Annotated in this window: 19 protein-coding genes; 10 read left to right on the forward strand and 9 right to left on the reverse strand. The window is 44.3% G+C overall.

The annotated features are described in order from the left end of the window. Positions 1-121: 121 nt before the first annotated feature. Complete coding sequence (locus tag JQC93_RS05420) at positions 122-1,618, reverse strand: DUF3612 domain-containing protein (RefSeq protein WP_205157468.1); 1,497 nt, start codon at positions 1,616-1,618, stop codon at positions 122-124. 104 nt (positions 1,619-1,722) lie between these two features. On the opposite strand from JQC93_RS05420, the gene JQC93_RS05425 reads away from it, so the two are divergent. After that, positions 1,723-2,268: an aldolase/citrate lyase/malate synthase family protein gene (locus JQC93_RS05425; RefSeq protein ID WP_205157469.1), complete on the forward strand. Its 546-nt coding sequence runs from the start codon at positions 1,723-1,725 to the stop codon at positions 2,266-2,268. Between the two features lie 83 nt (positions 2,269-2,351). Next, positions 2,352-3,512, forward strand: a complete 1,161-nt coding sequence (locus JQC93_RS05430) for an alpha/beta hydrolase (protein ID WP_205157470.1) — start codon at positions 2,352-2,354, stop codon at positions 3,510-3,512. A gap of 124 nt (positions 3,513-3,636) precedes the next feature. Here the strand turns inward: JQC93_RS05430 and JQC93_RS05435 are convergent, their stop codons facing one another. Next, on the reverse strand, positions 3,637-4,677 hold the full coding sequence (locus JQC93_RS05435) for a succinylglutamate desuccinylase (RefSeq protein ID WP_205157471.1): 1,041 nt from the start codon (positions 4,675-4,677) through the stop codon (positions 3,637-3,639). A 414-nt stretch (positions 4,678-5,091) separates the two neighbouring features. Between JQC93_RS05435 and JQC93_RS05440 the strand changes: the two genes are divergently transcribed. From JQC93_RS05440 to purT, 6 genes are all read left to right on the forward strand, one after another. Beyond that, complete coding sequence (locus JQC93_RS05440; protein WP_205157472.1) at positions 5,092-6,465, forward strand: L-cystine transporter; 1,374 nt, start codon at positions 5,092-5,094, stop codon at positions 6,463-6,465. 144 nt (positions 6,466-6,609) lie between these two features. Beyond that, positions 6,610-8,025: an exodeoxyribonuclease I gene (gene sbcB / locus JQC93_RS05445; protein WP_205157473.1), complete on the forward strand. Its 1,416-nt coding sequence runs from the start codon at positions 6,610-6,612 to the stop codon at positions 8,023-8,025. Positions 8,026-8,037: 12 nt separating this feature from the next. Beyond that, a complete protein-coding gene (locus JQC93_RS05450; protein WP_205157474.1) occupies positions 8,038-8,397 on the forward strand; it encodes a CidA/LrgA family protein in 360 nt (119 codons plus the stop codon). Further along, positions 8,397-9,077 (forward strand): LrgB family protein, encoded by a 681-nt coding sequence (locus tag JQC93_RS05455; RefSeq protein WP_205157475.1) that lies wholly within the window; start codon positions 8,397-8,399, stop codon positions 9,075-9,077. Before JQC93_RS05450 ends, JQC93_RS05455 begins: the two co-directional genes overlap by 1 nt. 103 nt (positions 9,078-9,180) lie before the next feature. Then, a complete protein-coding gene (gene cdd / locus JQC93_RS05460) occupies positions 9,181-10,068 on the forward strand; it encodes a cytidine deaminase (RefSeq protein WP_205157476.1) in 888 nt (295 codons plus the stop codon). Between the two features lie 132 nt (positions 10,069-10,200). Continuing rightward, complete coding sequence (purT, locus tag JQC93_RS05465) at positions 10,201-11,376, forward strand: formate-dependent phosphoribosylglycinamide formyltransferase (protein ID WP_205157477.1); 1,176 nt, start codon at positions 10,201-10,203, stop codon at positions 11,374-11,376. A gap of 52 nt (positions 11,377-11,428) precedes the next feature. Here the strand turns inward: purT and JQC93_RS05470 are convergent, their stop codons facing one another. The 4 genes from JQC93_RS05470 to pheS all read right to left on the reverse strand — a co-directional run bounded on the left by JQC93_RS05470 (position 11,429) and on the right by pheS (position 16,256). Next, on the reverse strand, positions 11,429-12,085 hold the full coding sequence (locus JQC93_RS05470; RefSeq protein WP_205157478.1) for a thiopurine S-methyltransferase: 657 nt from the start codon (positions 12,083-12,085) through the stop codon (positions 11,429-11,431). A 71-nt stretch (positions 12,086-12,156) separates the two neighbouring features. Next, complete coding sequence (ihfA, locus tag JQC93_RS05475) at positions 12,157-12,447, reverse strand: integration host factor subunit alpha (RefSeq protein WP_084887945.1); 291 nt, start codon at positions 12,445-12,447, stop codon at positions 12,157-12,159. Positions 12,448-12,866: 419 nt separating this feature from the next. Then, positions 12,867-15,254: a phenylalanine--tRNA ligase subunit beta gene (gene pheT, locus JQC93_RS05480; protein ID WP_205157479.1), complete on the reverse strand. Its 2,388-nt coding sequence runs from the start codon at positions 15,252-15,254 to the stop codon at positions 12,867-12,869. Between the two features lie 18 nt (positions 15,255-15,272). Next, entirely contained in the window at positions 15,273-16,256 is a 984-nt protein-coding gene (gene pheS, locus JQC93_RS05485; protein WP_084887942.1) for a phenylalanine--tRNA ligase subunit alpha, read from the reverse strand. Positions 16,257-16,563: 307 nt separating this feature from the next. On the opposite strand from pheS, the gene JQC93_RS05490 reads away from it, so the two are divergent. Together JQC93_RS05490 and JQC93_RS05495 are read left to right on the forward strand one after the other, a co-directional pair. Beyond that, positions 16,564-17,607: a DUF3080 family protein gene (locus tag JQC93_RS05490; RefSeq protein WP_205157480.1), complete on the forward strand. Its 1,044-nt coding sequence runs from the start codon at positions 16,564-16,566 to the stop codon at positions 17,605-17,607. Further along, positions 17,604-18,674 (forward strand): PQQ-dependent sugar dehydrogenase, encoded by a 1,071-nt coding sequence (locus tag JQC93_RS05495; protein ID WP_205157481.1) that lies wholly within the window; start codon positions 17,604-17,606, stop codon positions 18,672-18,674. The genes JQC93_RS05490 and JQC93_RS05495 overlap by 4 nt, the downstream gene beginning before the upstream one ends. Before the next feature lie 88 nt (positions 18,675-18,762). Here the strand turns inward: JQC93_RS05495 and JQC93_RS05500 are convergent, their stop codons facing one another. The 3 genes from JQC93_RS05500 to JQC93_RS05510 form a co-directional block, all read right to left on the reverse strand. Continuing rightward, positions 18,763-19,140, reverse strand: coding sequence for an iron chaperone (locus JQC93_RS05500; protein WP_205157482.1), 378 nt, complete (start codon positions 19,138-19,140; stop codon positions 18,763-18,765). Between the two features lie 17 nt (positions 19,141-19,157). Next, positions 19,158-19,856: a GIN domain-containing protein gene (locus JQC93_RS05505; protein WP_205157483.1), complete on the reverse strand. Its 699-nt coding sequence runs from the start codon at positions 19,854-19,856 to the stop codon at positions 19,158-19,160. A 178-nt stretch (positions 19,857-20,034) separates the two neighbouring features. Next, positions 20,035-22,062 carry a hypothetical protein gene (locus tag JQC93_RS05510; RefSeq protein WP_205157484.1) on the reverse strand — a complete coding sequence of 676 codons (2,028 nt, stop codon included), beginning with the start codon at positions 22,060-22,062 and terminating at the stop codon, positions 20,035-20,037. Between the last annotated feature and the right edge of the window lie 204 nt (positions 22,063-22,266).

Below are 22,266 nucleotides of genomic sequence, written 5' to 3' on the forward strand. Positions count from 1 at the left end.
CCCAAATCCTTGAACTCTGTCGATTTAACTGCTCAAAAATTGCGCTTACGCAAACAGTCGCCTAACAATTTCACCCCTACACGTCAAAGTTGTGTAACAAATGACCAATCGATCTACCACTTTAGTAGCATTTCGGCTCTCGTGGACAAACGGTTCCTCTCGAACAGATGATTCGAGCGGGTTTTTCAATGCCTCTTTCTATCCACCCTACATTTAGAATCTTAGATACTTTGCTTAATGCGGTTTTTATGGAGGGAGCGATTGTCACCTCACCTTGATGAGACACACACGCCTCTTTGAGTTGTTGTGCCATTTCGATGCTATCGATACCTTGCGCTGCAATCGCAGGGTTTAAATCCAGTCCTGCACATAACACTCTATTGTTACCTGCAGGATCTCGCATATACACGGATTCACAACAATAGATCCTAGGTTGTCCAGCAACATCCAACACCGAGATTTGCGCTGAGGTCCCATCACTTGGAGTTGAAAGCATGCGAAAGACTGCCCAGTGACGACAAGGATCTTCAACTTGTCGCATGTTGCCCCAAGGTAATGGAATACCGTTACCACGATAAACGGCTTTTAGCTTGCCTGGTCCATAAGCATCAAAGTAGTGCCAATTGGGGTAAGGAGATACTACCGTCATCCTTCTCATTGCCACGGACGGTGAGACCTGAGCTAACTGATGACTCGCGATTTCATAGCCATTTCTATCGAGCAATTGTCGAAAAGGTACTTTTGGACACAGCAATGCACCAGCAAAAAAACTGGATTCAAAGTCTCGCCACGCATCTAGAATGTCGGCAGCATTAAGATCGAGGTTATGATTTTGTGCATCGTTCCAATTTGAGTGATGCCCTACTCTTAAACTGGTTTTCACCCCTTGCTCGTTGTGTAAAACGCAATGCCCAATATATACGGCAAGGTCATATTTAAGTCTTGTAGGAAATTGCTTAAGCATATCGTTTAGATAAATATGACCTGGAGGTTCAAAGTGCGAGGTTATGATCTCTTTTCCGTCAATCCCCAACTCATTACGAATAGATCGCGGTGTCTCAGAGATCCAATGGATGCGCACACCTAACTGTTTTGCGATATCCATGAGGTCTTCGACGCTAAGCGGTAATCGTTTACCACCAATCTCTTCCGCTCGCTTCTCAAGGTCAGGAAAATGATTTTGATTGTTTTCTTGATGAGCTCGAATCAATAGTTGAGCAAACTGTCGCCCACCTATTCCTGCCTGTGACAGTAATTCTGGGATAGCATTTTGAAGAATGTCGGGAGTAAAAAGAAAGCTAGGCTCTAACGCGATTCCGGCGAGCCCGCCTTTACCAGATTTGTGAGGCGTAATATCGGATTCTTCTGGCTCATCATCCAAAAACCATTCAAACGGTTTTTGAAACACGTCTGCAATAACTTCTAGCATATCGGCACTTGGTATTCGTTTGCCCCGCTCAATCATAGATAAGTAGGACACCGAAGGCGCATAGTCTGGATTGATCCGTACGCATCGAGTGGACAGGTCCTCCATGGTTAAATTATTACGCTTGCGCAAATTTCTAACCTTGGTTCCCAAGAAATGTGTCTGTCTAGCTAGAGAGTTTTTACTTTTCATTTTTGTAAAATTCACACTGTGAAATTTTTGTTGTGAAATTGTATACAAAAAACAGGTAGTCTACAAATGAAGCAGCAAAAAAGTAAAAACATCAGGAGCACACTATGACTATGACCCATCGAATCCATGACGAACACTCTCCCAACTCGTTGTCAGAGAACCCTATGACACCGCAATTGCGTGAAGTTAAAAAAGCCAAACCTTGCCAACAACATGTTGTGAAATCATTTTTGGATAAAAACTTTCCACTGGATGGGGGCTCTCACCAAGACGTAGCGAGCTACTACGTTTATTACTGCAATCTTATGGTGTGCTTTAAGGATGGTCGCTTAAGTGGACTTGTAAAACCGAGCCAGTTTGTCGCGTTAGGTGGCCACAAAGATTCGCCTGAGGCGCTGGTGTTTAAAAATGACAGTGGCTCACACCTTGAGTTAACACTTGGGAAACGACGTGGTGCTGATGGTCTTGTGACAATTTCCGACCTGCAATTAGAAACTCAAACAACCCTAAGCGCCGATAATCTTGGTGGTGTTAGATACTGGGTAAGCTTGATGGAAAACAGCAATCAAGGTGCACCGATTGCTCACTTAGAAGATAAAGAATATCGTAGCAAGCGAGACGATGACTACCAATTAACTCGATTCGTTTAATTACACGACTTTCTTCTGATGCTGCAACGGCTTGAATGAGTTACACTTATTCAAGCCGTTATCATTTAGAAAGGACTCTTTAAATGACTATCCTTCGAGCAACAGTCGTTGCCGCTTCACTCGCTACTTTACTTGTTGGCTGTTCTCAAACAACGGATCCTGTGTATATAGCCAATGACAACATCGCACCGTACAAGCAAGCAACATTCGATCAGTATCTAGCCGAAACAGAGCAATGGCTAATCGAACATAGACATTTTGTCAGCGATAATCAGCAAAAAGAACTCGATGCAGTTATGCCGTTCGAAATAGTACCTAGCAATCCTAACGGTGAAGGTATATTGCTTGTTCATGGTCTGTCTGACTCGCCCTACTCCTTTGTCGATATGGCCCCTGTACTGGCGGAACAAGGCTACTTAGTGCGAGCTATATTGCTACCAGGTCATGGCTCCAAGCCCGCCGATCTTCAATTGGTTGAGTTGGAAGACTGGAACGAAATCGTCGAACATCATACTCAACTGCTGCAAAATCAAGTCGATAAAGTTTGGCTTGGTGGTTTTTCGACAGGAACAAACTTAGTCACGCATTATGCAGCGTCTCACTCCGATGACGTTGAAGGGTTGATTTTGGTCTCTACCGCTTATCATCCGCGCGATCCAATGGCTAAATACACGCCCTATGCGAAGTGGTTTAGCGATTGGGTAGATCAAGAGTTAGAATCCAATCATACCCGTTACTCGTCATTTTCAATGCATGGTGCTGCTACTTATTATCAAAGTACTAAGCAGGTTAAAAGTCACATAGAAAATAAGCAGGTCTCGCTGCCTACCTTTATGATTTTAAGCGAGGCAGACGAAACCATTGATTCTCAATATGCTGTCGACGCGTTTCAAATGAACTTTACTCACCCAAACAGCCGTGCTCTCTGGTTTGGTGAGACAGCTTATGCCGATACACGTATAACCCAGTATTCCATGGATCTGCCAAAGCAGCAGATATTCAGTGGCAGTCATTTATCGCCACTTTTCTCTCCAGAAAATACGGTTTACAACAAAAACGGTGAAATCCGGTTCTGTTTTGAGCAGCAGCCTGAAACGTCAGCAACGCCTTGTGAATTGTCGAATAATGTGTGGTTTGGTGCTTATGGATTAGGTGATGAGACAGCACAAAGGGCGCGGCTCAGTTGGAATCCGTATTTTGATGAAACGATGGACGCACTACTGGTGTTTTTAGCCGAAAACTAAGGCGTGTTCTATACGTATAATAAAGGCGCTATCAATAGCGCCTTTTTTTGTTGCACCGTGACTCGGTGCGACGGTCTCAATGCAATGGTCTTAATCCAATGCTCTTAATCTAATAGCCTTAGCGTTATGCATCGTAGACTAACTGCTGATTCTCATATCTTGTGGCGACTTTACAGACCATTAATGCGGCTCTTTGACCTACAACGACATTAGGGTTTGGGAACACAACCGCTTCGTGCGCCACTTTGGTGGTCAAAATCTGCTCGCCGTCATGCCCAAGGACATCGCCTAACTCAAATGACGTAAAGTTTTCTACATCTTTAGCAAAGTTAAACTGGAAGTTTTCAAAGTGGCGAGTGATGGTTCTATTGACTCGATAAGTGATGATGGATTGAGGTTGTGGCGGTAAAGGACGATCTGTGATGAGGCACGTGAGCGCATCAAAAAATGGTTGGATCCGAGCCAAATCATTTTGCCATAAAGGTGCCACTTGCCCCAACTCTACCGTCACTGCTTGTGCGCTGTGATTTTCCGCCGAATACCAACTGCAAGTTGGGCTTGGGGAGTTAGATAAGAGTACGGCTTCTAGTTTAGCTGCGTCCATAAATTCAACCAGCGCCTGACTCCTAGTGGGGTTTAACGTTTTTGGACTCACCGCAAAGGTATAATGTTTAGAGCCGCGGATTGCGCAATGCAAATCGAAGTGCCAGCGTGTTGCGGGATCAGTGCCAGCGAAAAAGGCATCAATGTGCTGCTTTATGCGCAACGCAATAGCCGTCTCTTTATTAGAATAATCGGGTGCGTCGCCAAACAGTCTATTTAAGTTTTCCACTACAAACCTTGAATGACTGAGCGTCGCTTCTGGGTGGCCAAAAAACACCAGCAAACGATGTTTTGATTCTATTTTCCCACTTAAGATTTCAGTAACGAGTTGATTGACTGATTCCATTGGCGCAGTTTCGTCACCGTGTACACCACTAGAAATAACAATATGTTTAGTATCTGGCGTCATCAGTGCTGGTTCAATAAGCAGATAGCCGCTTTCCAGTAGACTGACGTTGGTCAAATTGTCTAACGTGATGGACTTCTCAGTGACAGTGTCACGGCCCGTAAGTCTGTGATTTTCGAGGGTGTCATGTAAAAAACTTTGAGAAAACAACGGCATTCTACCGCACTCCTTGTTTCTGATGATGGTTAACTTCGATTTGTCGATTGCAAACGATGACTGAGTTACCAAAACCAGTCTCAAAGTTTCAAAGCCCAACGATCGACGCTGATTTTTCGATCATAACCGATATAGCTCTCTAGGTTGAATTGAACATTTTTTTTTGAGAGCCACTTCAAGCCTGTTAATCGAAATTTTTTCTTTGTTCAATTGTTAAGCGCGGGCGGGCGGTAACTCCCTAATAGTGTGTGTTTTTGCATCGATATCATTACAAATGTTACGGATATAGTTTGCGGTTATGATTAAGAAGAAAAAGGCATTTAGAGAGATTAAATAGACACTGTATGCTGCCGTTCTCAATATAGAGACGTTTAGTCGGTTGATTTTAAAACTCCAATAATATAGGAACTCATTATGTCAGTTGCTGTCATCGCAAACTTAGCGGTATTTGCTGCATTGCTCGCTTTCTTATTTAAGCAGCAGCGCCAAGAGCGCACACTCTCTTTCCTTGTTCTAACCGGACTCATTTTAGGCAGCGGTTTTGGCTTGGTGCTTCAGCTAGTTTATAGCGATTCAGCCGCCATCATTAAAGAGACTATCGACTGGACTAATGTGGTCGGCAACGGTTATGTTGGCCTACTAAAAATGGTTATCATGCCATTGGTTCTCGTGTCTATGATTTCAGCGGTGGTGAAGCTGGATAACTCTGGCTCTCTTGGCAAAATCAGTGGATTAACTATTGGTGTGCTGATGGTAACGACAGCCATCTCAGCATTGATAGGGATCGCAGTTACACAGGCCTTTGGTCTAACGGCTGAAGGACTGGTAGAAGGCAGTCGCGAAACTGCTCGAATCGCGCTATTAGAGAGCCGTGCAGATCGTGTGAGCGACCTCAGCATTCCACAAATGCTACTAAGCTTTATTCCTACCAATCCATTTAATGACTTAACCGGTGCACGCTCAACATCCATTATTGCGGTAGTCATTTTTGGCATACTTGTGGGCATTGCTGCGCGCAAAGTAATGCAAGAGAAGGAAGAGCTAGAAACACCAATTCGTACTTTTGTCGAAGCCATTCAGTCAATTGTTATGCGCTTGGTGAAAATGATCATGGCGCTTACGCCTTATGGTATTGCTGGACTAATGACTAAAGTGGTGGCGACATCGTCAGCCACCGATATTCTAAACCTATTAGGCTTTATTGTAGCGAGCTACGTAGCAATTGGTCTTATGTTTGTAGTACACGGTCTGTTGGTATCCTTTTTCGGTGTTAGTCCAAAAGAATATTTCAAAAAGATTTGGCCTGTGTTGACCTTCGCGTTTACATCTCGAAGCTCGGCGGCAACTATTCCTCTTAACGTGGAAGCGCAAATCACCAAGTTGAAGGTTCCGCCAGCGATTGCAAATCTTTCAGCATCCTTTGGAGCGACTATTGGTCAAAATGGGTGCGCTGGTATCTACCCTGCTATGCTCGCGGTTATGGTTGCTCCAACGGTAGGCATTAATCCAATGGACATAGGTTTTATTACCTCTCTTGTTGCTATCATTATGATCAGCTCATTTGGCATCGCTGGTGTGGGTGGCGGTGCTACCTTTGCAGCGCTTATCGTTTTGCCAGCCATGGGCCTTCCTGTGACGATAGCGGCGCTGCTTATCTCTATTGAGCCTCTGATCGACATGGCTCGTACTGCACTGAATGTATCAGGCGCAATGACAGCGGGTACCATTACCAGTAAAGTTCTTAAGCAAGAAGACTCACCGACAGAGCTTGAATCTGCTAACGCATAAATTGTAACTTTTTTAATCAAGCCAGCCTCCCGAGGCTGGCTTTTTTTGTTTTTAAAGCTCAAAAGTGTCTTAAGCTTTGACTTTGAATTGCTTTGAAAAATAGAAGGTGCTGTAATAAAGAAAATCTAATACTGGCTTGATGTTATGAGCAGCGGAAAAACGTTTTTCTTTTTTGATTACGAGACTTGGGGTGTAAACCCAGCCACAGATAGGCCTTCTCAATTTGCAGGAGTTCGCTGCGATGCTGAGCTCAATATTATTGGTGAGCCACTGGTTATTTACTGTCAGCCACCCACGGATTACCTTCCTAGCCCTGAAGCGGTATTGTTAACCAAAATCACACCCCAAAAAGCGCGCCGTGAAGGTTTACCTGAGCCAGAGTTTATCGATAAAATTCATAATGAGTTGTCTAAGCCAGACACCATCAGCTTAGGTTATAACAATGTCCGCTTTGATGACGAAGTTACACGTTATACCTGCTATCGAAACTTCATTGATCCTTATGGTTGGAGCTGGCAAAACGGTAATTCCCGGTGGGATTTGTTGGATGTGATGCGCGCTGTACATGCCCTACGCCCCGAAGGAATAAATTGGCCTGAAAACGACGATGGTTTACCCAGTTTTAAACTTGAACACCTTTCTGCCGCTAATGGCATAGAACATGAAAATGCGCACGACGCAATGGCGGACGTTATTGCAACGATTGAGCTTGCTAAAATTGTTCGCGCAGCTCAACCCAAAATGTTCGATTACTTACTGTCGCTGCGTTCAAAAAATGAACTGACCAAATTGGTCGATGTAGTAAAACAGACCCCACTGGTCCACGTATCGGGAATGTTTGGCAGTGAAAGAGGCTATACCAGTTGGGTGGTGCCTATAGCGTGGCACCCGACCAATAAAAACGCATTAATCGTCGTAGACCTTGCGCACGATCCCGAGCCACTGCTTACGCTAAATGAAGACGAGATAATGACTCGCTTATACACCAAGCGTTCCGAGCTGGGGAGCGATCTACCTGTTCCGGTAAAAGTGATCCACCTCAATAAGTGCCCAATTCTGGCTCCGCCTAAAACGCTCACACCAGAGGCGGCAGAAAGATTGGGCATCGATCGCGCCCTGTGTCTGCAACATCTTGAGGTGGTTCGTAGTAATCACGATATAAAAGAGAAACTATTGTGGGTGTTTAGCCAGCAGCAAGAGTACCCAGAAAAATCGGACGTTGAAAGTAAGCTCTATGACGGCTTTTTTAGCCCTGCGGCGCGCTCTGCAATGGACATCATTCGTCATTCTTCCCCCGAGCAGTTGGCAGTGCTAGATATTGAATTTGACGATCCAAGGATCGCCCCGCTGCTGTTTCATTATCGGGCTAGGCACTACCCGCACACATTGTCGCCGGATGAGCAGCGTCAATGGCAAGCGCACTGTTATGACTATTTTTACGACCGACTACCGGACTATAAATTCAATTTAGAGGCCCTATACAACCAGTACTATGGCGACGAAAGTAAGCGAGGTCTTATCGAAAGTGTTAGTCATTATATTGAATCACTCGAAAACTGAAGAGCGCTATAGGTGAATATACTCCTTCGATACATTACCTCTGCGGCACTAATCGTACTGTGCTTATTTATTGGCAATACGTTGCAGCAGGTATTGCACCTCGCGGTACCTGGCAGCGTAATTGGCTTGCTTCTGCTGTTTGGTTTGCTGGTTTCAGGTGCGGTAAAGCCAGTGTGGGTGGAAAAGTCTGCCTCATTGTTGATCAAATATATGATTCTACTGTTTGTTCCTGTCAGTGTTGGTGTCATGGTTCATCTGGATACGTTAGCCGATAACTTTTGGATGATTATTATCAGTACTGTTGGAGGGTCATTAATTGTATTGGTAGTTATGGCTCTACTTTTAGAACGAATTCTAGTGGGTAAAAAATAATGGTTTGGCTATTTGTCACTGTTGGTGTGTATTTTTTTGTTCGCTGGTTATGCAGTAAAATTAACTCGCCTTTTGCCAACCCTTTGCTGTTGAGCATGGCCATTATCATTCCATTGCTGCTCTGGTTTAATGTCCCCTATCACATCTATTATCACAATAACGACCTGCTCAACCACTTACTGGGGCCCGCAGTTGTAGCCTTGGCTTACCCGCTCTACGAGCAACTGCCTGCCATACGCCAGAATTGGAAAGTGATCATTACCTGCTGTTTTGTCGGTTCACTCGCTGCGATGGCCAGCGCAATAGGATTAGCGGTCGTTATGGGGGCTGAAGAGGCGTTGCTTGCGAGTATATTAGGGAAATCTGTCACCACAGCGATCTCAATGGAAATTGCCGAGCAATTTGGCGGTGTCCCAGCGATTGCTGCGATATTAGTACTATTAGCAGGGATTGTCGGTGCGCTATTCGCCTACCCTATTTTTAGCGCATTAAACATAACTCACCCGATAGCTAAGGGCTTAACTATGGGGACGGTATCTCATGCGCTAGGGACCGCTACCTGTTTTGAAAAGTCGCAACAAGATGCTGCGTTTAGCTCCCTTGCACTGGTGCTTTGCGGTGTTTTTACCTCAATTCTAGCTCCGCTAGTATTTACCGTTGCGCTACACTCAATCATGTAATCAATTACATTGTGAAGCGACACTAGATTCACAAAAATGATCGCCATTAAATGCATTGTGATGGCTTATGATTGACCAAAACGACGATCCTTTAAGGTTTACTATGCACTCTCAAAGAGAAATGATAATCCAAGCGTTACCCAACGCTCTACAACAACCGGTCCGTGACCTAATGACGGCGCCTGGTTTTGATGCCACAATTGCCAAACAGAGTGTTAAAGCCCTTTCCGATGCATCCGGATTGGATGAGTCGCAATTAAAGTTGGCCTTGTTGCCATTGGCAGCCTCTTTTTCTTACACACCCATCTCAAAGTTTAATGTGGGGGCCATCGTGACGGGTAAATCTGGTAAATTGTATTTTGGCGCCAATATGGAATTTACCGGAGCACAGTTAGGTCAAACGGTTCACGCAGAGCAGTCCGCTATTAGCCATGCTTGGATAAAAGGCGAAACGGCAATAACCAATATCACCATTAACTACAGTCCATGCGGTCACTGTCGCCAGTTCATGAATGAGCTTGATTGTGCAAGTGAGTTTGACATTCAATTACCGGATCACGCTCCCCAACCTCTTCATTATTATTTACCCGATTCATTTGGGCCAAAAGATCTTGATGTTACCGAGGGGTTAATGCACCCAACGTCTCATGATTATTCTCTGGACCAACAACACCCACTGTTACAGCGCGCGGTTGATGCGGCAAATATGAGCCATGCCCCTTATACGGGTGATCATAGCGGTATCGCAATTGAGTTAGCCAACGGTAAAGTTTTCATTGGCTCTTATGCAGAAAATGCTGCCTTTAACCCTTCTCTGCCACCATTGCAGGTTGCGCTTTCACAAGTTCTAATTCACGGGTTTCAATTTAGTGATATCCAATCGGTAGCGCTAGTTGAAGCTAGTGGTGGCGCGATTTCGCATCTTGCTGATACACAAGCTACGTTAGACGTGATTGACCCAGACATCCCTCTTATCTATACCAATATCTAGTTGGTAGCACCTAAACGTCTGAGGCTGCTTAAAATAAGCAGCCTTTATTTTTTGTTTACAAGCAAACGATTGCGTCTAGAGTAAAAATCCGTATCATGCGAGGGAAAATTTCTACAACCATTTGAGGTGTATATGATTGGCTCGGCAACATCGGTATCCGCAACAAAAGTCTTACTGCTTGGATCGGGAGAATTAGGTAAGGAAGTGGCTATAGAGTGCCAACGTTTGGGATACTACGTCATTGCTTGTGACAGTTATGCACACGCACCGGCTATGCAAGTGGCCCATCAAGCAGAAGTCTTGGACATGCTAGATGGCAACGCGATACGTACGTTGGTAGAGAAAGAGCAACCTGCTTATATTGTTCCTGAAGTTGAAGCGATAGCGACTGATACGCTGGTAGATCTCGAAAGCGAGGGGTTTACCGTCGTACCTAAAGCAAATGCTACTAAGCTAACCATGAACCGCGAAGGTATTCGCCGACTTGCTGCAGAGGAGCTTAAACTGCCAACCTCTCCTTATCAGTTTGCAGATACCGTCGAAAGTTTTTACGCCGCCGTTGCCGACGTTGGTGTCCCTTGCGTAGTTAAGCCAGTAATGAGTTCGTCAGGCAAAGGCCAAAGCGTAATTAAGTCTGTTGACGATATCGATGCGGCTTGGCAATACGCTCAAGGCGGAGGCCGTGCAGGTGCAGGTCGTGTGATTGTCGAAGGGTTCATCGATTTTGATTATGAAATCACACTTCTTACGGTAAGCGCTTGCGATGGAATTCACTTTTGTGCACCTATTGGCCACCGTCAAGAAGACGGAGACTATCGAGAGTCATGGCAGCCGCAGCAAATGTCATCAGCAGCTAAAGCAGAGTCTGAGAGAGTGGCTGGCGCCATTGTTAGCGCCTTGGGTGGCTATGGACTGTTTGGTGTGGAGCTGTTTATTAAAGGTGATAAAGTTATTTTTAATGAGGTCTCTCCTCGCCCGCATGACACTGGCTTAGTGACGTTAGCCTCTCAAGAGTTGTCTGAATTTGCTCTGCATGTACGCGCGTTCTCTGGTTTCCCTATTGGCGACATCGTTCAATATGGCCCTTCGGCTTCTGCGGTAATATTGGGGCAAGGTACATCAGAAAACTTGCGCTATAACGGATTGGAAAACGCGCTTGCAGTTCCATCAACCCAATTACGCTTATTTGGTAAACCCAATATTAATGGCAGACGCAGACTTGGCGTTGCTATCAGTCGTGCTAAGGGTATTGAACAGGCCGTTGATGCTGCGAAATTGGCTGCAAGCCGAGTAGAAATAGAATACTAACTGTTAGCCAATAAAACAAAAAGCCCGAGAGTGACACTCTCGGGCCTTTTACTCATGGCTTTTCTAACAACCACACTTGTTCACTAAAACGTGAAACACCCGATTTAGCTTTCTGCTGCACAAATTCACTCTCATCACTGTCAATCAAAGTGATGGTATAGTCACTAAACAGTCGTTCTATTTCTTGGCGCTCTACCGAAAATGGAGGGCCTTGCTTTTCGTGTTGTGGGTAACTCAAGGTAATGAGTAACATTTTCCCGCCACTTACCAATAGCTGGTCCATGCGTTTTGAGTAATCAATACGAAGCGTTTCAGGAAGCGCTATAAGCGCCGCGCGATCGTATATTCTGTCTACTGGTGTTAATGGTGCTGTAAAAATGTCGCCCACGTAGATAGAAATCTCGTCAAACTCATATAGCGAGTGTGATGAGTCTAAGGTAATGACGGTTGGTGTATATAAATGTTCCGCAAAAAAACTCTTAACCGCAATGTCGCTCAATTCACAGCCGATAACGTTATTATGAAATCGTGATAACCAAATGAGGTCTTCGCTTTTACCACACAATGGGACGAGAACTGATTGCTCTTTTGTGGGGGCTATTTTAAACCAGTGCTTTTCTAAGTGAGGGTTTACCTCAATTTGGTGAAAACCAATTTTATTGGACGCCCACTTTTGATGCCAAAAGTCGTGGTCTTGTTGTTCCTTCATTGCACCCTTCTTATTTTTTGCGATGATTAAAAAAGGCCACCGTAGTGACCTTTTTATTGAAGAGCTTAAAGCTATTTTTTTAAGCTTTCTACTCTAGATTTTAGTTTTTGACCTGGACGGAAAGTAACAACCCTTCTTGCGGAAATTGGAATATCTTCCCCAGTTTTTGGGTTACGTCCTGGACGTTCATTTTTGTCTCGCAAGTCAAAATTACCAAATCCAGACAATTTCACTTGTTCGCCATTCTCTAGCGCGCAACGAATCTCTTCGAAAAATTCTTCTACAGTATCCTTTGCATCCCGTTTGCTTAATCCTACGTTCTCAAACAGGTATTCGGCTAAATCAGCCTTAGTGAGCGCCATATAACATTCCTCAACGTTAACATTCGACCATCTTGTAGCTGCAGTGGATACTGAGAACAGACACTCTTGTTTAAGAAGCGCTACTGTCAAAATCACTACTGCTATCAATCACATATTGCGACTTTTTAGAAAGTGTATGCCATACAAATGAATTTCGCCAATATTTTTCGCAATAAAATTGTCAACTAGATTAGTGACTTACCTTGTAATTACTTATTTTTTGTACAGCAATAGAGGAATTACCGCATTGGCCACCCAATGATAGTGAAAATGACTGCTGTAGTGGTATATAACGGAATATCCATTCAGTGCCCGAGTTGTGACAATTGACACTAAATTGTCATTTGCCCAATAAAAAAGAGGCCCTATAGGGCCTCTTCTGCTTTATATTCAGTCACTTGGGCTATTAGTTTTAACTACTAATCGCGTAGTGATGCACCAAATGACTCAGAGATGTGCGTAACGATGGAGTTAACCGCACCAGCAATATCAGAGTCTTCAAGGGTGCGCTCTACAGATTGCAGTGTTAAAGCGATTGCAAGGCTCTTCTTACCCTCTTCTACCCCTTTGCCGACGTACACGTCAAAGAGTTTGGCATCGACCAAGAACTCGCCACCATTTTCTAGACACGCTTTAACAATGTCACCTGATGCAACAGAGTCATCGACAACAACAGCAATGTCACGACGGTTAGCAGGGAACTTAGACAGTTGCACGGCTTCTGGGATCACCTTAGTGTTAATTGCTGACCATTCGATTTCGAAAACGATAGTACGGCCATTAAGACCAAACTTACGCTCAAGCTCTGGATGAACAGTACCAATTACACCGACTTCCTGGCCATCTACGATGATTGCTGCACATTGACCTGGGTGTAAAGCTGGGTGACTGGTTGGCGCGAATGAATACGCTTTCTCGTTAGCGGTCAATTCTAAAACAGCCTCAAGGTCACCTTTCAAGTCAAAGAAATCAACAGAGTTGGTTTCGATGTCCCAATGTTCTTCACCACGAGTACCTGCGATAACACCCGCGAGCATTGGCTCCTGTTGCATGCCATTTTCAGCCTGCTCCGACGGAACAAATCGTAATCCGTATTCAAACAAACGAACGCGCGGTTGCTGGCGTTTTTGATTGTGGACAACGGTATTAAGTAGTCCTTGAATAAGACCAAGACGCATCGCGGACATATCTGCCGAGATTGGGAAAGGCAGTACCAATGGCTCAACACCAGGAACAACTAATTTTTGCTGCTCAGGCTCGACAAAACTGTAGGTGATCGCTTCTTGATAACCGCGATCGACCAATAAGTTACGCACGCGCTTAAGCGGCATGTCGGCTTCAACGTGGTTGTGCATTGTTAGCGCTGCAACGGGATGTTGATTAGGAATGTTGTCATAACCGTAGATACGGCCGACTTCTTCAATTAAATCCTGTTCGATAGCGATATCAAAACGCCAAGTCGGTGCGATAGCACTCCAACCTGTATCGGTCGTTGAAACAGTTAGACCAAGACGCTCTAGTATTTCAACTACGTCGGTGTCAGCAATATGATGGCCTAGGAGGCTATCAAGCTTTTCACGTCGCAGTGCAACTTTATTAGGTTTTGGTAGTTCTGCGTCAGATTCAGCCGCTACGATTGGCGCAACTTCACCGCCGCAAATATCAACCAATAGCTGAGTAGCACGCTCCATTGCTTTATACTGTAGCGAGTAATCAACACCACGTTCGTAACGCATAGAGGCGTCAGTGTGCAGTCCATATTTGCGTGCTCGGCCACGAATATGATCTGGTGCAAAGAATGCGGCTTCTAACAGAATGTCTTGAGTGTCAGTCGTAACCCCCGAATGCTCACCACCAAAAATACCCGCAATAGCAAGCGCTTTGTTGTGGTCGGCAATGACGAGTGTATCGCTAGACAGTTTGGCTTCGTTGCCATCAAGCAGAGTCAGTTTTTCATCTTGCTCAGCCATACGCACAACAACGCCACCTTCAATCTTAGAAAGATCAAATGCGTGCATTGGGTGGCCTTGCTCAAGCAATACGTAGTTTGTGATGTCAACGACTGCATCAATAGAACGAATGCCACAACGGCGCAGTTTTTCTTGCATCCACAGTGGAGATTGCGCTTTCACGTTTACATTCTTAACGATTCGGCCAAGATAACGTGGGCAAGCTGCAGGCGCTTGTACATCGATTTCAATAGTGTTTTGAAGGGTGTTAGCCGCGTTTTCAAAAGCAGGCTCTGTCACATCTGCACGGTTTAACACGCCGACTTCACGGGCCAGTCCGCGAATACTGAAGCAGTCAGCACGGTTTGCGGTTAGGTCAACGTCGACCGTCACGTCGTTAAGCTCAAGAAAATCACGGAAATCTTTACCGATCTCTGCAGTGTCGCTTAGCTCCATGATACCGTCTGATTCAACGTCAATGCCGAGCTCACTGAAAGAGCAAAGCATACCGTGTGAAGGTTGGCCGCGAAGTTTTGCTTTCTTAATTTTGAAATCGCCAGGCAAGACTGCCCCGACAGTGGCAACCGCCACTTTGATTCCTTGACGACAGTTTGGTGCGCCACAGACGATGTCGAGAAGTTCTTCCTCACCCACATCGATTTTTGTTACTCGAAGTTTATCGGCGTCCGGATGTTGACCGCATTCGACAACTTTACCAACTTTAACGCCGGTAAAAGTGCCAGCAACAGGTAATACATCGTCTACTTCTAGACCGGCCATAGTAATTTGGTGTGTAAGTTCGTCAGTAGATACTGAAGGGTTTACCCACTCACGAAGCCATAATTCGCTGAATTTCATTGTGATGAACCCTCTGGATTACTTGAATTGTTTAAGGAAACGAAGATCGTTTTCGAAGAATGCACGCAGATCGTTTACACCATAACGAAGCATGGTTAAACGCTCTACACCCATTCCGAATGCAAAACCAGAGTATTTCTCAGCGTCGATGCCTACACTGCGCAATACGTTCGGGTGAACCATGCCACAGCCAAGGACCTCTAGCCATTTACCGTTTTTCCCTTTTACATCAACTTCTGCTGAAGGCTCAGTAAATGGGAAGTAAGAAGGACGGAATCGAATCTCAACTTCTTCTTCGAAGAAATTACACAAAAAGTCATTTAGGATGCCTTTTAGCTGTGCAAAGTTGACGTTTTCGTCTACCAACATACCTTCTACTTGATGGAACATTGGTGTATGTGTTTGGTCGTAATCGTTACGATATACTCGGCCTGGTGCAATAAAACGGAACGGAGGCTTGCCGTTTTCCATCGTACGAATTTGCACACCAGAGGTATGCGTACGAAGCATAAGATCAGGATTGAAGAAAAAAGTATCGTGATCGGTACGTGCCGGATGATCTTCTGCGATATTGAGTGCATCGAAGTTGTGGAATGCATCTTCGATTTCTGGACCAGATTCAGTTTGAAAGCCTAACTCACCGAAAAATTGCTCAATACGTTCGACGGTACGAGTCACTGGGTGAAGTCCACCATTTTCAATACGACGACCAGGTAAGGTTACGTCAATGGTTTCTGCGGCAAGTTTTGCTTCTAACTCGGCGCGCTGCAAAGCGTCTTTACGAGCGGCAATGGCTTGCTGTACGACACCTTTTGCTTTGTTGATCTCTTGACCGGCTGTACGGCGCTCTTCTGGTGGTAATTTACCCAAGCTTTGTAGCTGAGCCGTTAGCTCACCTTTTTTGCCTAGGTACTGTACGCGCACTTCATCCAGTGCGACTAACGAGTCTGCGCTTTCAATCGCAGTGTTCGCATTAGCAATAATCTCTTGTAGATGTTGCATCGTTTCCTCAGTTAACCAAATCTAAGCGTTGGTCAAGTTTTGGGTAGTGATCCCTGACGGAATCTGGGTTTTTATATAGCCCTACATAGTAACGAAAGACATCTGGAAATCCAAACCGAAATCAGGGTTTAACGAAAATTTATATGCGGATTCAAAGGCTAATGATAAGAATTGGTTATTCACGGTAAATATAAGGGTTTTCAAACACACAAATGCGCATTAATCGCTCAGCAGTGATGATAATTGAACTGTACATTGGATGCTTGCGTATACTCATACAAACGTCAGATTTAGAACGGGGGAAAAGGTGAAAAATAAACAGAAACTGTTATTCGCTATGATCCTCGCAGCATTTGTTGTGCCTGTCGCCCTTCTCGTGATTAATCTTGTTCAAAAGTCGCCACAGAATGACCTTAAAGACTATTTACAAAGAATAGCGCGCGTTCAAAACGCTCAAATCATCGAATGGGAATTCAAGCCATTTATCTCACCGAGCAGACGGACGTTCTATCAACCGGTAGAGCGGTTAACCATTGGTATTGTTGAGTCAACTCAGTTACGAAAATGCGATTTGCTCGAAATGGTGTACCTGCACAATGACGCTTTAGGAAAAGTACAAGATCCATTTCGGAATCTCGACTATCAAGTCAATGTTCTCATTGGCCTAGAAAGGTGCATTAAGGGGCGCGACCTGACGCCAGAGCTGACGAACAAACTTAAGAATATTGTTAACGAAAAATGGAAACAGTTACCGATGCATATTAATAATGCCTTGTTTTACTCCGAAGCGGGTCATAAACAACGCTACAGTGAACAGTGGTTATCGATTGATAGTACGCCTGCTAATCAGTTTTATCGCGATCTTGCTAAGGTGTTGGACGAGTTAATCATTGGGTATGAACTGAAAGACTTGCCGCTTCAGTTCACGGTCGTTGCCTATCAAGAGCAACTAGAGAAAAACCGGCATATCGGTGAGCTACTGTATTCCCTGCACTTTACCAATCAATGGCTAGAGCAAATCAACCAACAGCTGACGCAGTACGATTCAAATGTGCTTTGTTCCACTGGAAGACAGACGGAACAAATAACCATCATGCTTAACATTTTTTCAGAGCTTTACGTTAAGCGGTTGCAGCCGTATTTTTCTCAGTTGAATCAGCATTATCACTCAGTGGTCCCCTTGCTCGAAATCTATCAGCACCCTATTCTATTAATACAAGGTAGTGAGGACCTCACTGAGCACTATCTGAGGTTTAAAACCAACCTACAACAGCATGTCGAGTACTGGACGCAGTTAAGAGAACGTTGTGGCGTATCTATGCATCAATTAATGGGAAGGGAAAGTGAATGAAAAACTGTGCGTTGGCCGTATTAGCAATGAGTGTTGCGTTGCCGAGTTATGGGTATCAACTAGAAAAAGTCTATGATGGACTCAAGGTGCCTTGGAGCGTTGAGTTCGTTTCAGATACCAAGGCGTATGTTACTGAGCGCAATGGTGGTATTTTGTTGATAGATTTGGCAACAAAAACGCATCAATCGCTCCCTGTACCGGAGCATATTTACACGTCGGGCCAAGGTGGACTGCTTGATCTTTCTCTGTCGCCAATTGCCCCCCAAAAGTTATACCTAACGTACAGTAGTTCTAAAAACGGTAATAGCAATAATAATGGCGCAGCGACGGCGTTGGCCGTTTTTAGCCCACAGCAACCGCAGAACGGGTGGTCAACACTTTTTACAGCGTCAATGGAAGGCAGTGGTGGAAGACATTTTGGAAGTCGATTGCTCGTCGATGAGCAACATATTTACATGACCATAGGAGAAAGAGGTGAGCGTGAGGCAGCTCAGCAGCTTTCCAATCACAATGGGACGATTATTCGTTTAGATCACAACGGCAAGCCCCCAGCATCAAACTTTTTTAGCGAGCAGGCACTTCCAGAAATATTCAGTTACGGCCATCGAAACCCTCAAGGTATCACTCGTGATAATGATGGTCAGATTTGGGCAATTGAGCATGGTCCCAGAGGCGGAGACGAAGTGAATAAAATCACGTTAGGGTCGAACTATGGCTGGCCGGAAGTATCGCAAGGCAAAGAATATTGGGGGCCAATATCGGTAGGAGACCCCACCTCCCCCCCTGGCATGCAAGAACCAGAGTTGGTGTATACACCATCAATCGCGCCGGGATCATTGTTCTTTTATTCCGGTGATCGCTACCCAAATCTAGACGGTAAATGGCTTGCAGGGGCACTAAAGCTAATGCATGTGAGCGTGATAAAACAAGTGGATGGAAGGCTTATGGAGGAGCTACGACTGTTTGAAGATTTAGGTGAAAGGATCCGAGATATTAGCCTCTCGCCTAATGACTATCTCTATATCTCGACAGACTCAGGCAACCTGTACAGAGTTTTACCCAATTAGGCGTAATCTACGACTTTACAATGCGACCACAGCGGCCATCTGTTACTTAGCAGCCTGTTTTTAACAACGGACATTTAGCAACCGTCCTTTAGCAACTGTGGTCTTTGCCTGACTTCACATGGGCAGTCGCGTTCAATACGAACGTTTTGAAAGGACCTTCAACAACTTGCTTAGTCTTGCTAATACGAACACACCCCTTTCCTACATTAAAGTGCTCGCCGATTTGGTTTGTTGGGTCGATTTTTTCAATGTCGCCGACGTAAAATCCAATAAATTTCTGCTGTGCATTCAGATGAAATACCGGTTCATCATTAAACCGGTAACAAAGCATTTTATAGTTAATGCCCTCTTCCAGCTCAGGAAAACAATCCATCAATAATGTGCGAACTTGCAGCAGTTTTTCTTTGCGCCAATCGCTTTCCAACGCGTCGAGATAGTCATTTACTGAATTTACGTCATATTGCATCTTAATTCCTTTCGCAATTATTTGTATGCTGTGACCTGACCCGCGCCTGATATATAGGATTGAACCATTGCTTGAGCGCCAGTTTTGTATTTCACATCACCACTACCAGAGATTTGTACTTCCAAATCGTTTACCGTACCTAAAATAACGTTGGCGTTGCCGATTATGGTGACTGACGCTTTGTGACTGTTAAGTCCACTCAAGTCTAGGTCACCGGAACCTGAAATGGTGATCACTAGATTTTTAACGATTCCTCTTGCATGGAAGTCTGCTTGTCCCGCTACATCGATGGTAAAATCTTCGAGTTCAACTTTGCTTAAGTTAAGTTCGGATGTTCCTTTAATACTAATAGTAAAGTCGTCAAACTGATGTATTGCCAACCATGCTCGGGTTTGTTTGTCCAACACAAGATGATCAAACGTATCGGATGAAGCGTAAATACTTGCGCTGGTAGGCTCTATTTTGTCCTTTGAGGAAATGGTTAACATACCCTCAGTAAGTTCGTAACTCACCTGCCCCTGTAAGTTTTGGTCAATAGCGATATCTAAGCCATTAGTATGTGCTGGGCTAACCGTAATATAGGTGTCAATGGGTGTTGTAATTTGCATGGTGTCAAATGCGTCTAGAGTGACTTTTTCAGTCGTTACTTTACCGTCCCCTACGCTACTGCAACCTGCAAGAACCGCTAACGACAATAGGCCAATCCAATTTTTCATTACAACACCTCACTCCTTAAATTATGGGTTCTATTATGTCTTTGAATGGCATTAAAAGGCCAGTGATCTTTGTCTAAATCGTTCTTTTTGTTGCATTTGACTGTTATCCCTAAGCAACAAAAAGCCCCTGTTAATTGTTTTAACAAGGGCTTACGTCGGTACTAAAATTACTAACTATTTATCGCTCGATAGCGTCTTTCCAATCTAGGTACACGTTAATGGCCAAAGTAGCTTCTTCGAACGTCGCAGCGAAGTACTCTCTATGTGGGCCAGAATCTTCAACGATGCTTACGTTCTGCCCTTTAGATTTACGAGTAAGGACAATATCGTTGTCAGATGGGTCATCGTCGCTCAGCTGAATAAGCAATTTGCCATTTTCGATCGTCCAAGGCACAGACATTGAATCACCATCGCGCACCATAGGTTCGCTGATTTCAACGTCATACTCCGAAAATGAAAGCGTTGCTAGCATAGGGTATGGAGTTTTACTTGTTGAGTCATCGGCCAAATAATAGAGTGTGGTCCCAATAAGCTCATCCTGTGTGTATGAAACCATAGATTGTCCAAGGTTTGTTGGAGTAACCACGCCAAGGTCACCCTCTAGCGTTACAGCAAGTCCCGTATCGTCAGTAATTAAAAGGTAAGTATCTGTTTCGTCCTCATCAAAATGAATCTTCATGCCCTCAATTCGATAGTCCATTTCTTCGTCCGGAAACTCTGGAGAGGTAAATTGTCCGTCTGCGTAAGTTCCCGTGAAGATGAGTTCTTCGTGATAAAAACTAGTATTGAAACTGGCGTGGTACATCAATCTGCCAGATTCTAAAAACTGCTGTAGCTCACCTTGAGGTCCCGCGTTCTCACCTTGCCAACGTGTTAAGATATTATCTGCAAAATCAGCATCATAAGTAAAAATCGAATACGAATCTAAGTCGCTGCCAAAGTCGCTGTAAACGACCATCAAATCACGGTTGTTAACGAGCTTGGTCATCTGAAGTTGCATTGCAGAATCAAGAGCAACGCTTAGCAATCCATTTTCAACACTGTACGTTCCTGATTCAGAGGTTGAATCGTTTTCAAATACACTTAAAACTCCTGAGTTGAACTCCCATTTCAATAGCACAGGATCCGCTTCGCTATTATCTGAACGATCAAGCAGTTGATACAAAGTTGCACCGTCTAACTCTTCTTCTGTAAAGGTGTAAGCCACATGCTCATTATTGTTCACATCGTAGTTCTCTGTCGCGTGCAGCGTTAAGTCGCCATCTGCTTCAGGTACCGATAATCCAATTTTGTTTGATACATAAATGTAGCGATCTGTTTCCTGATCTTGTGGATATTCCAGATCATATATGGTGACCAAATCATCAGTAATTCGGAAACCGAGTGATTCGTCACTGTTCGAATCACGCCAAATACCGTCATTGCCGTAAATTCCAGTAAATACCCCTTCATCGCTCAAATAAGCACGATTTAAAGAAGAAAATGATAACTCTTCTCTTACGAGGAAATCTTCAACCGTTGAAATTCGAGGGGCGTCATCGACTTGAATGTCTCCAGAGTCGTCAACTTCAACGTCAATTTCGATTTCATCGAGATCCGTTTCGTCATCTATCTCGGAGATTTTGTCGTTTACTGCGTCAGCAATGCTTTTAAGCTGCTCTGGATCGTTGTTCTCTAATTGAGCGTCTAACTCTTTAGTCATGGTACGCGCAAGTAAGTGTACTGCCTTATCTTGCTTTTTAATGTAATCAGCACCAATGACTTCTGCATCAAGACCCAAATCAATGGCAAGCTCGTCAATAGTAATATCGTTTACTAAGGCTAACGTGGTAAACGGGGTGACGACACCAGTTTTGGTATCGGCAATCATTGTATAGCTGCGTGGACTAACACCGGTCGTATCAGAGTCTGAAGAAATACCACCAATGATATTTGCTACGATATAGCGCTTAACTGCATTGTCTCGGAGGGTAATGTTACCTTCTTTATCGGTCCAGCCGTGTTTAACACATGTATCATCCACAACGCTATTAGCGCAACTGCTTATGAATGCGTCTTCTAAATATCCATCAATAACGGTGAAGCGTGAAGTGGTGATCTCATTACCACCATCTTGATCATCGCCATTGTCACCACCAGAACTGCCATTACAACCCATTAAGCCAACATTTGCCGCAATCAACGCAGCTATCCATTTAATTTTCATTATTTTTCCTAGTCATTTTACTAAAAATCAATCCGTACTTTGTACGGCGCTGAACAGACTAGCGTAATTTAGTAGTGGGAATATGACATTGAAATGCAATCTAATCAGTATGTTACACAATGAAACACTAATGAGGTATATGCCAGTAATTTCATTATGTCGGCAAGATTATTAAATCCTTCATCAGGCAACACTGATTCAATC

This window comes from Vibrio ulleungensis (assembly GCF_016900875.1).
In the GTDB taxonomy this organism is placed as follows: domain Bacteria; phylum Pseudomonadota; class Gammaproteobacteria; order Enterobacterales; family Vibrionaceae; genus Vibrio; species Vibrio ulleungensis.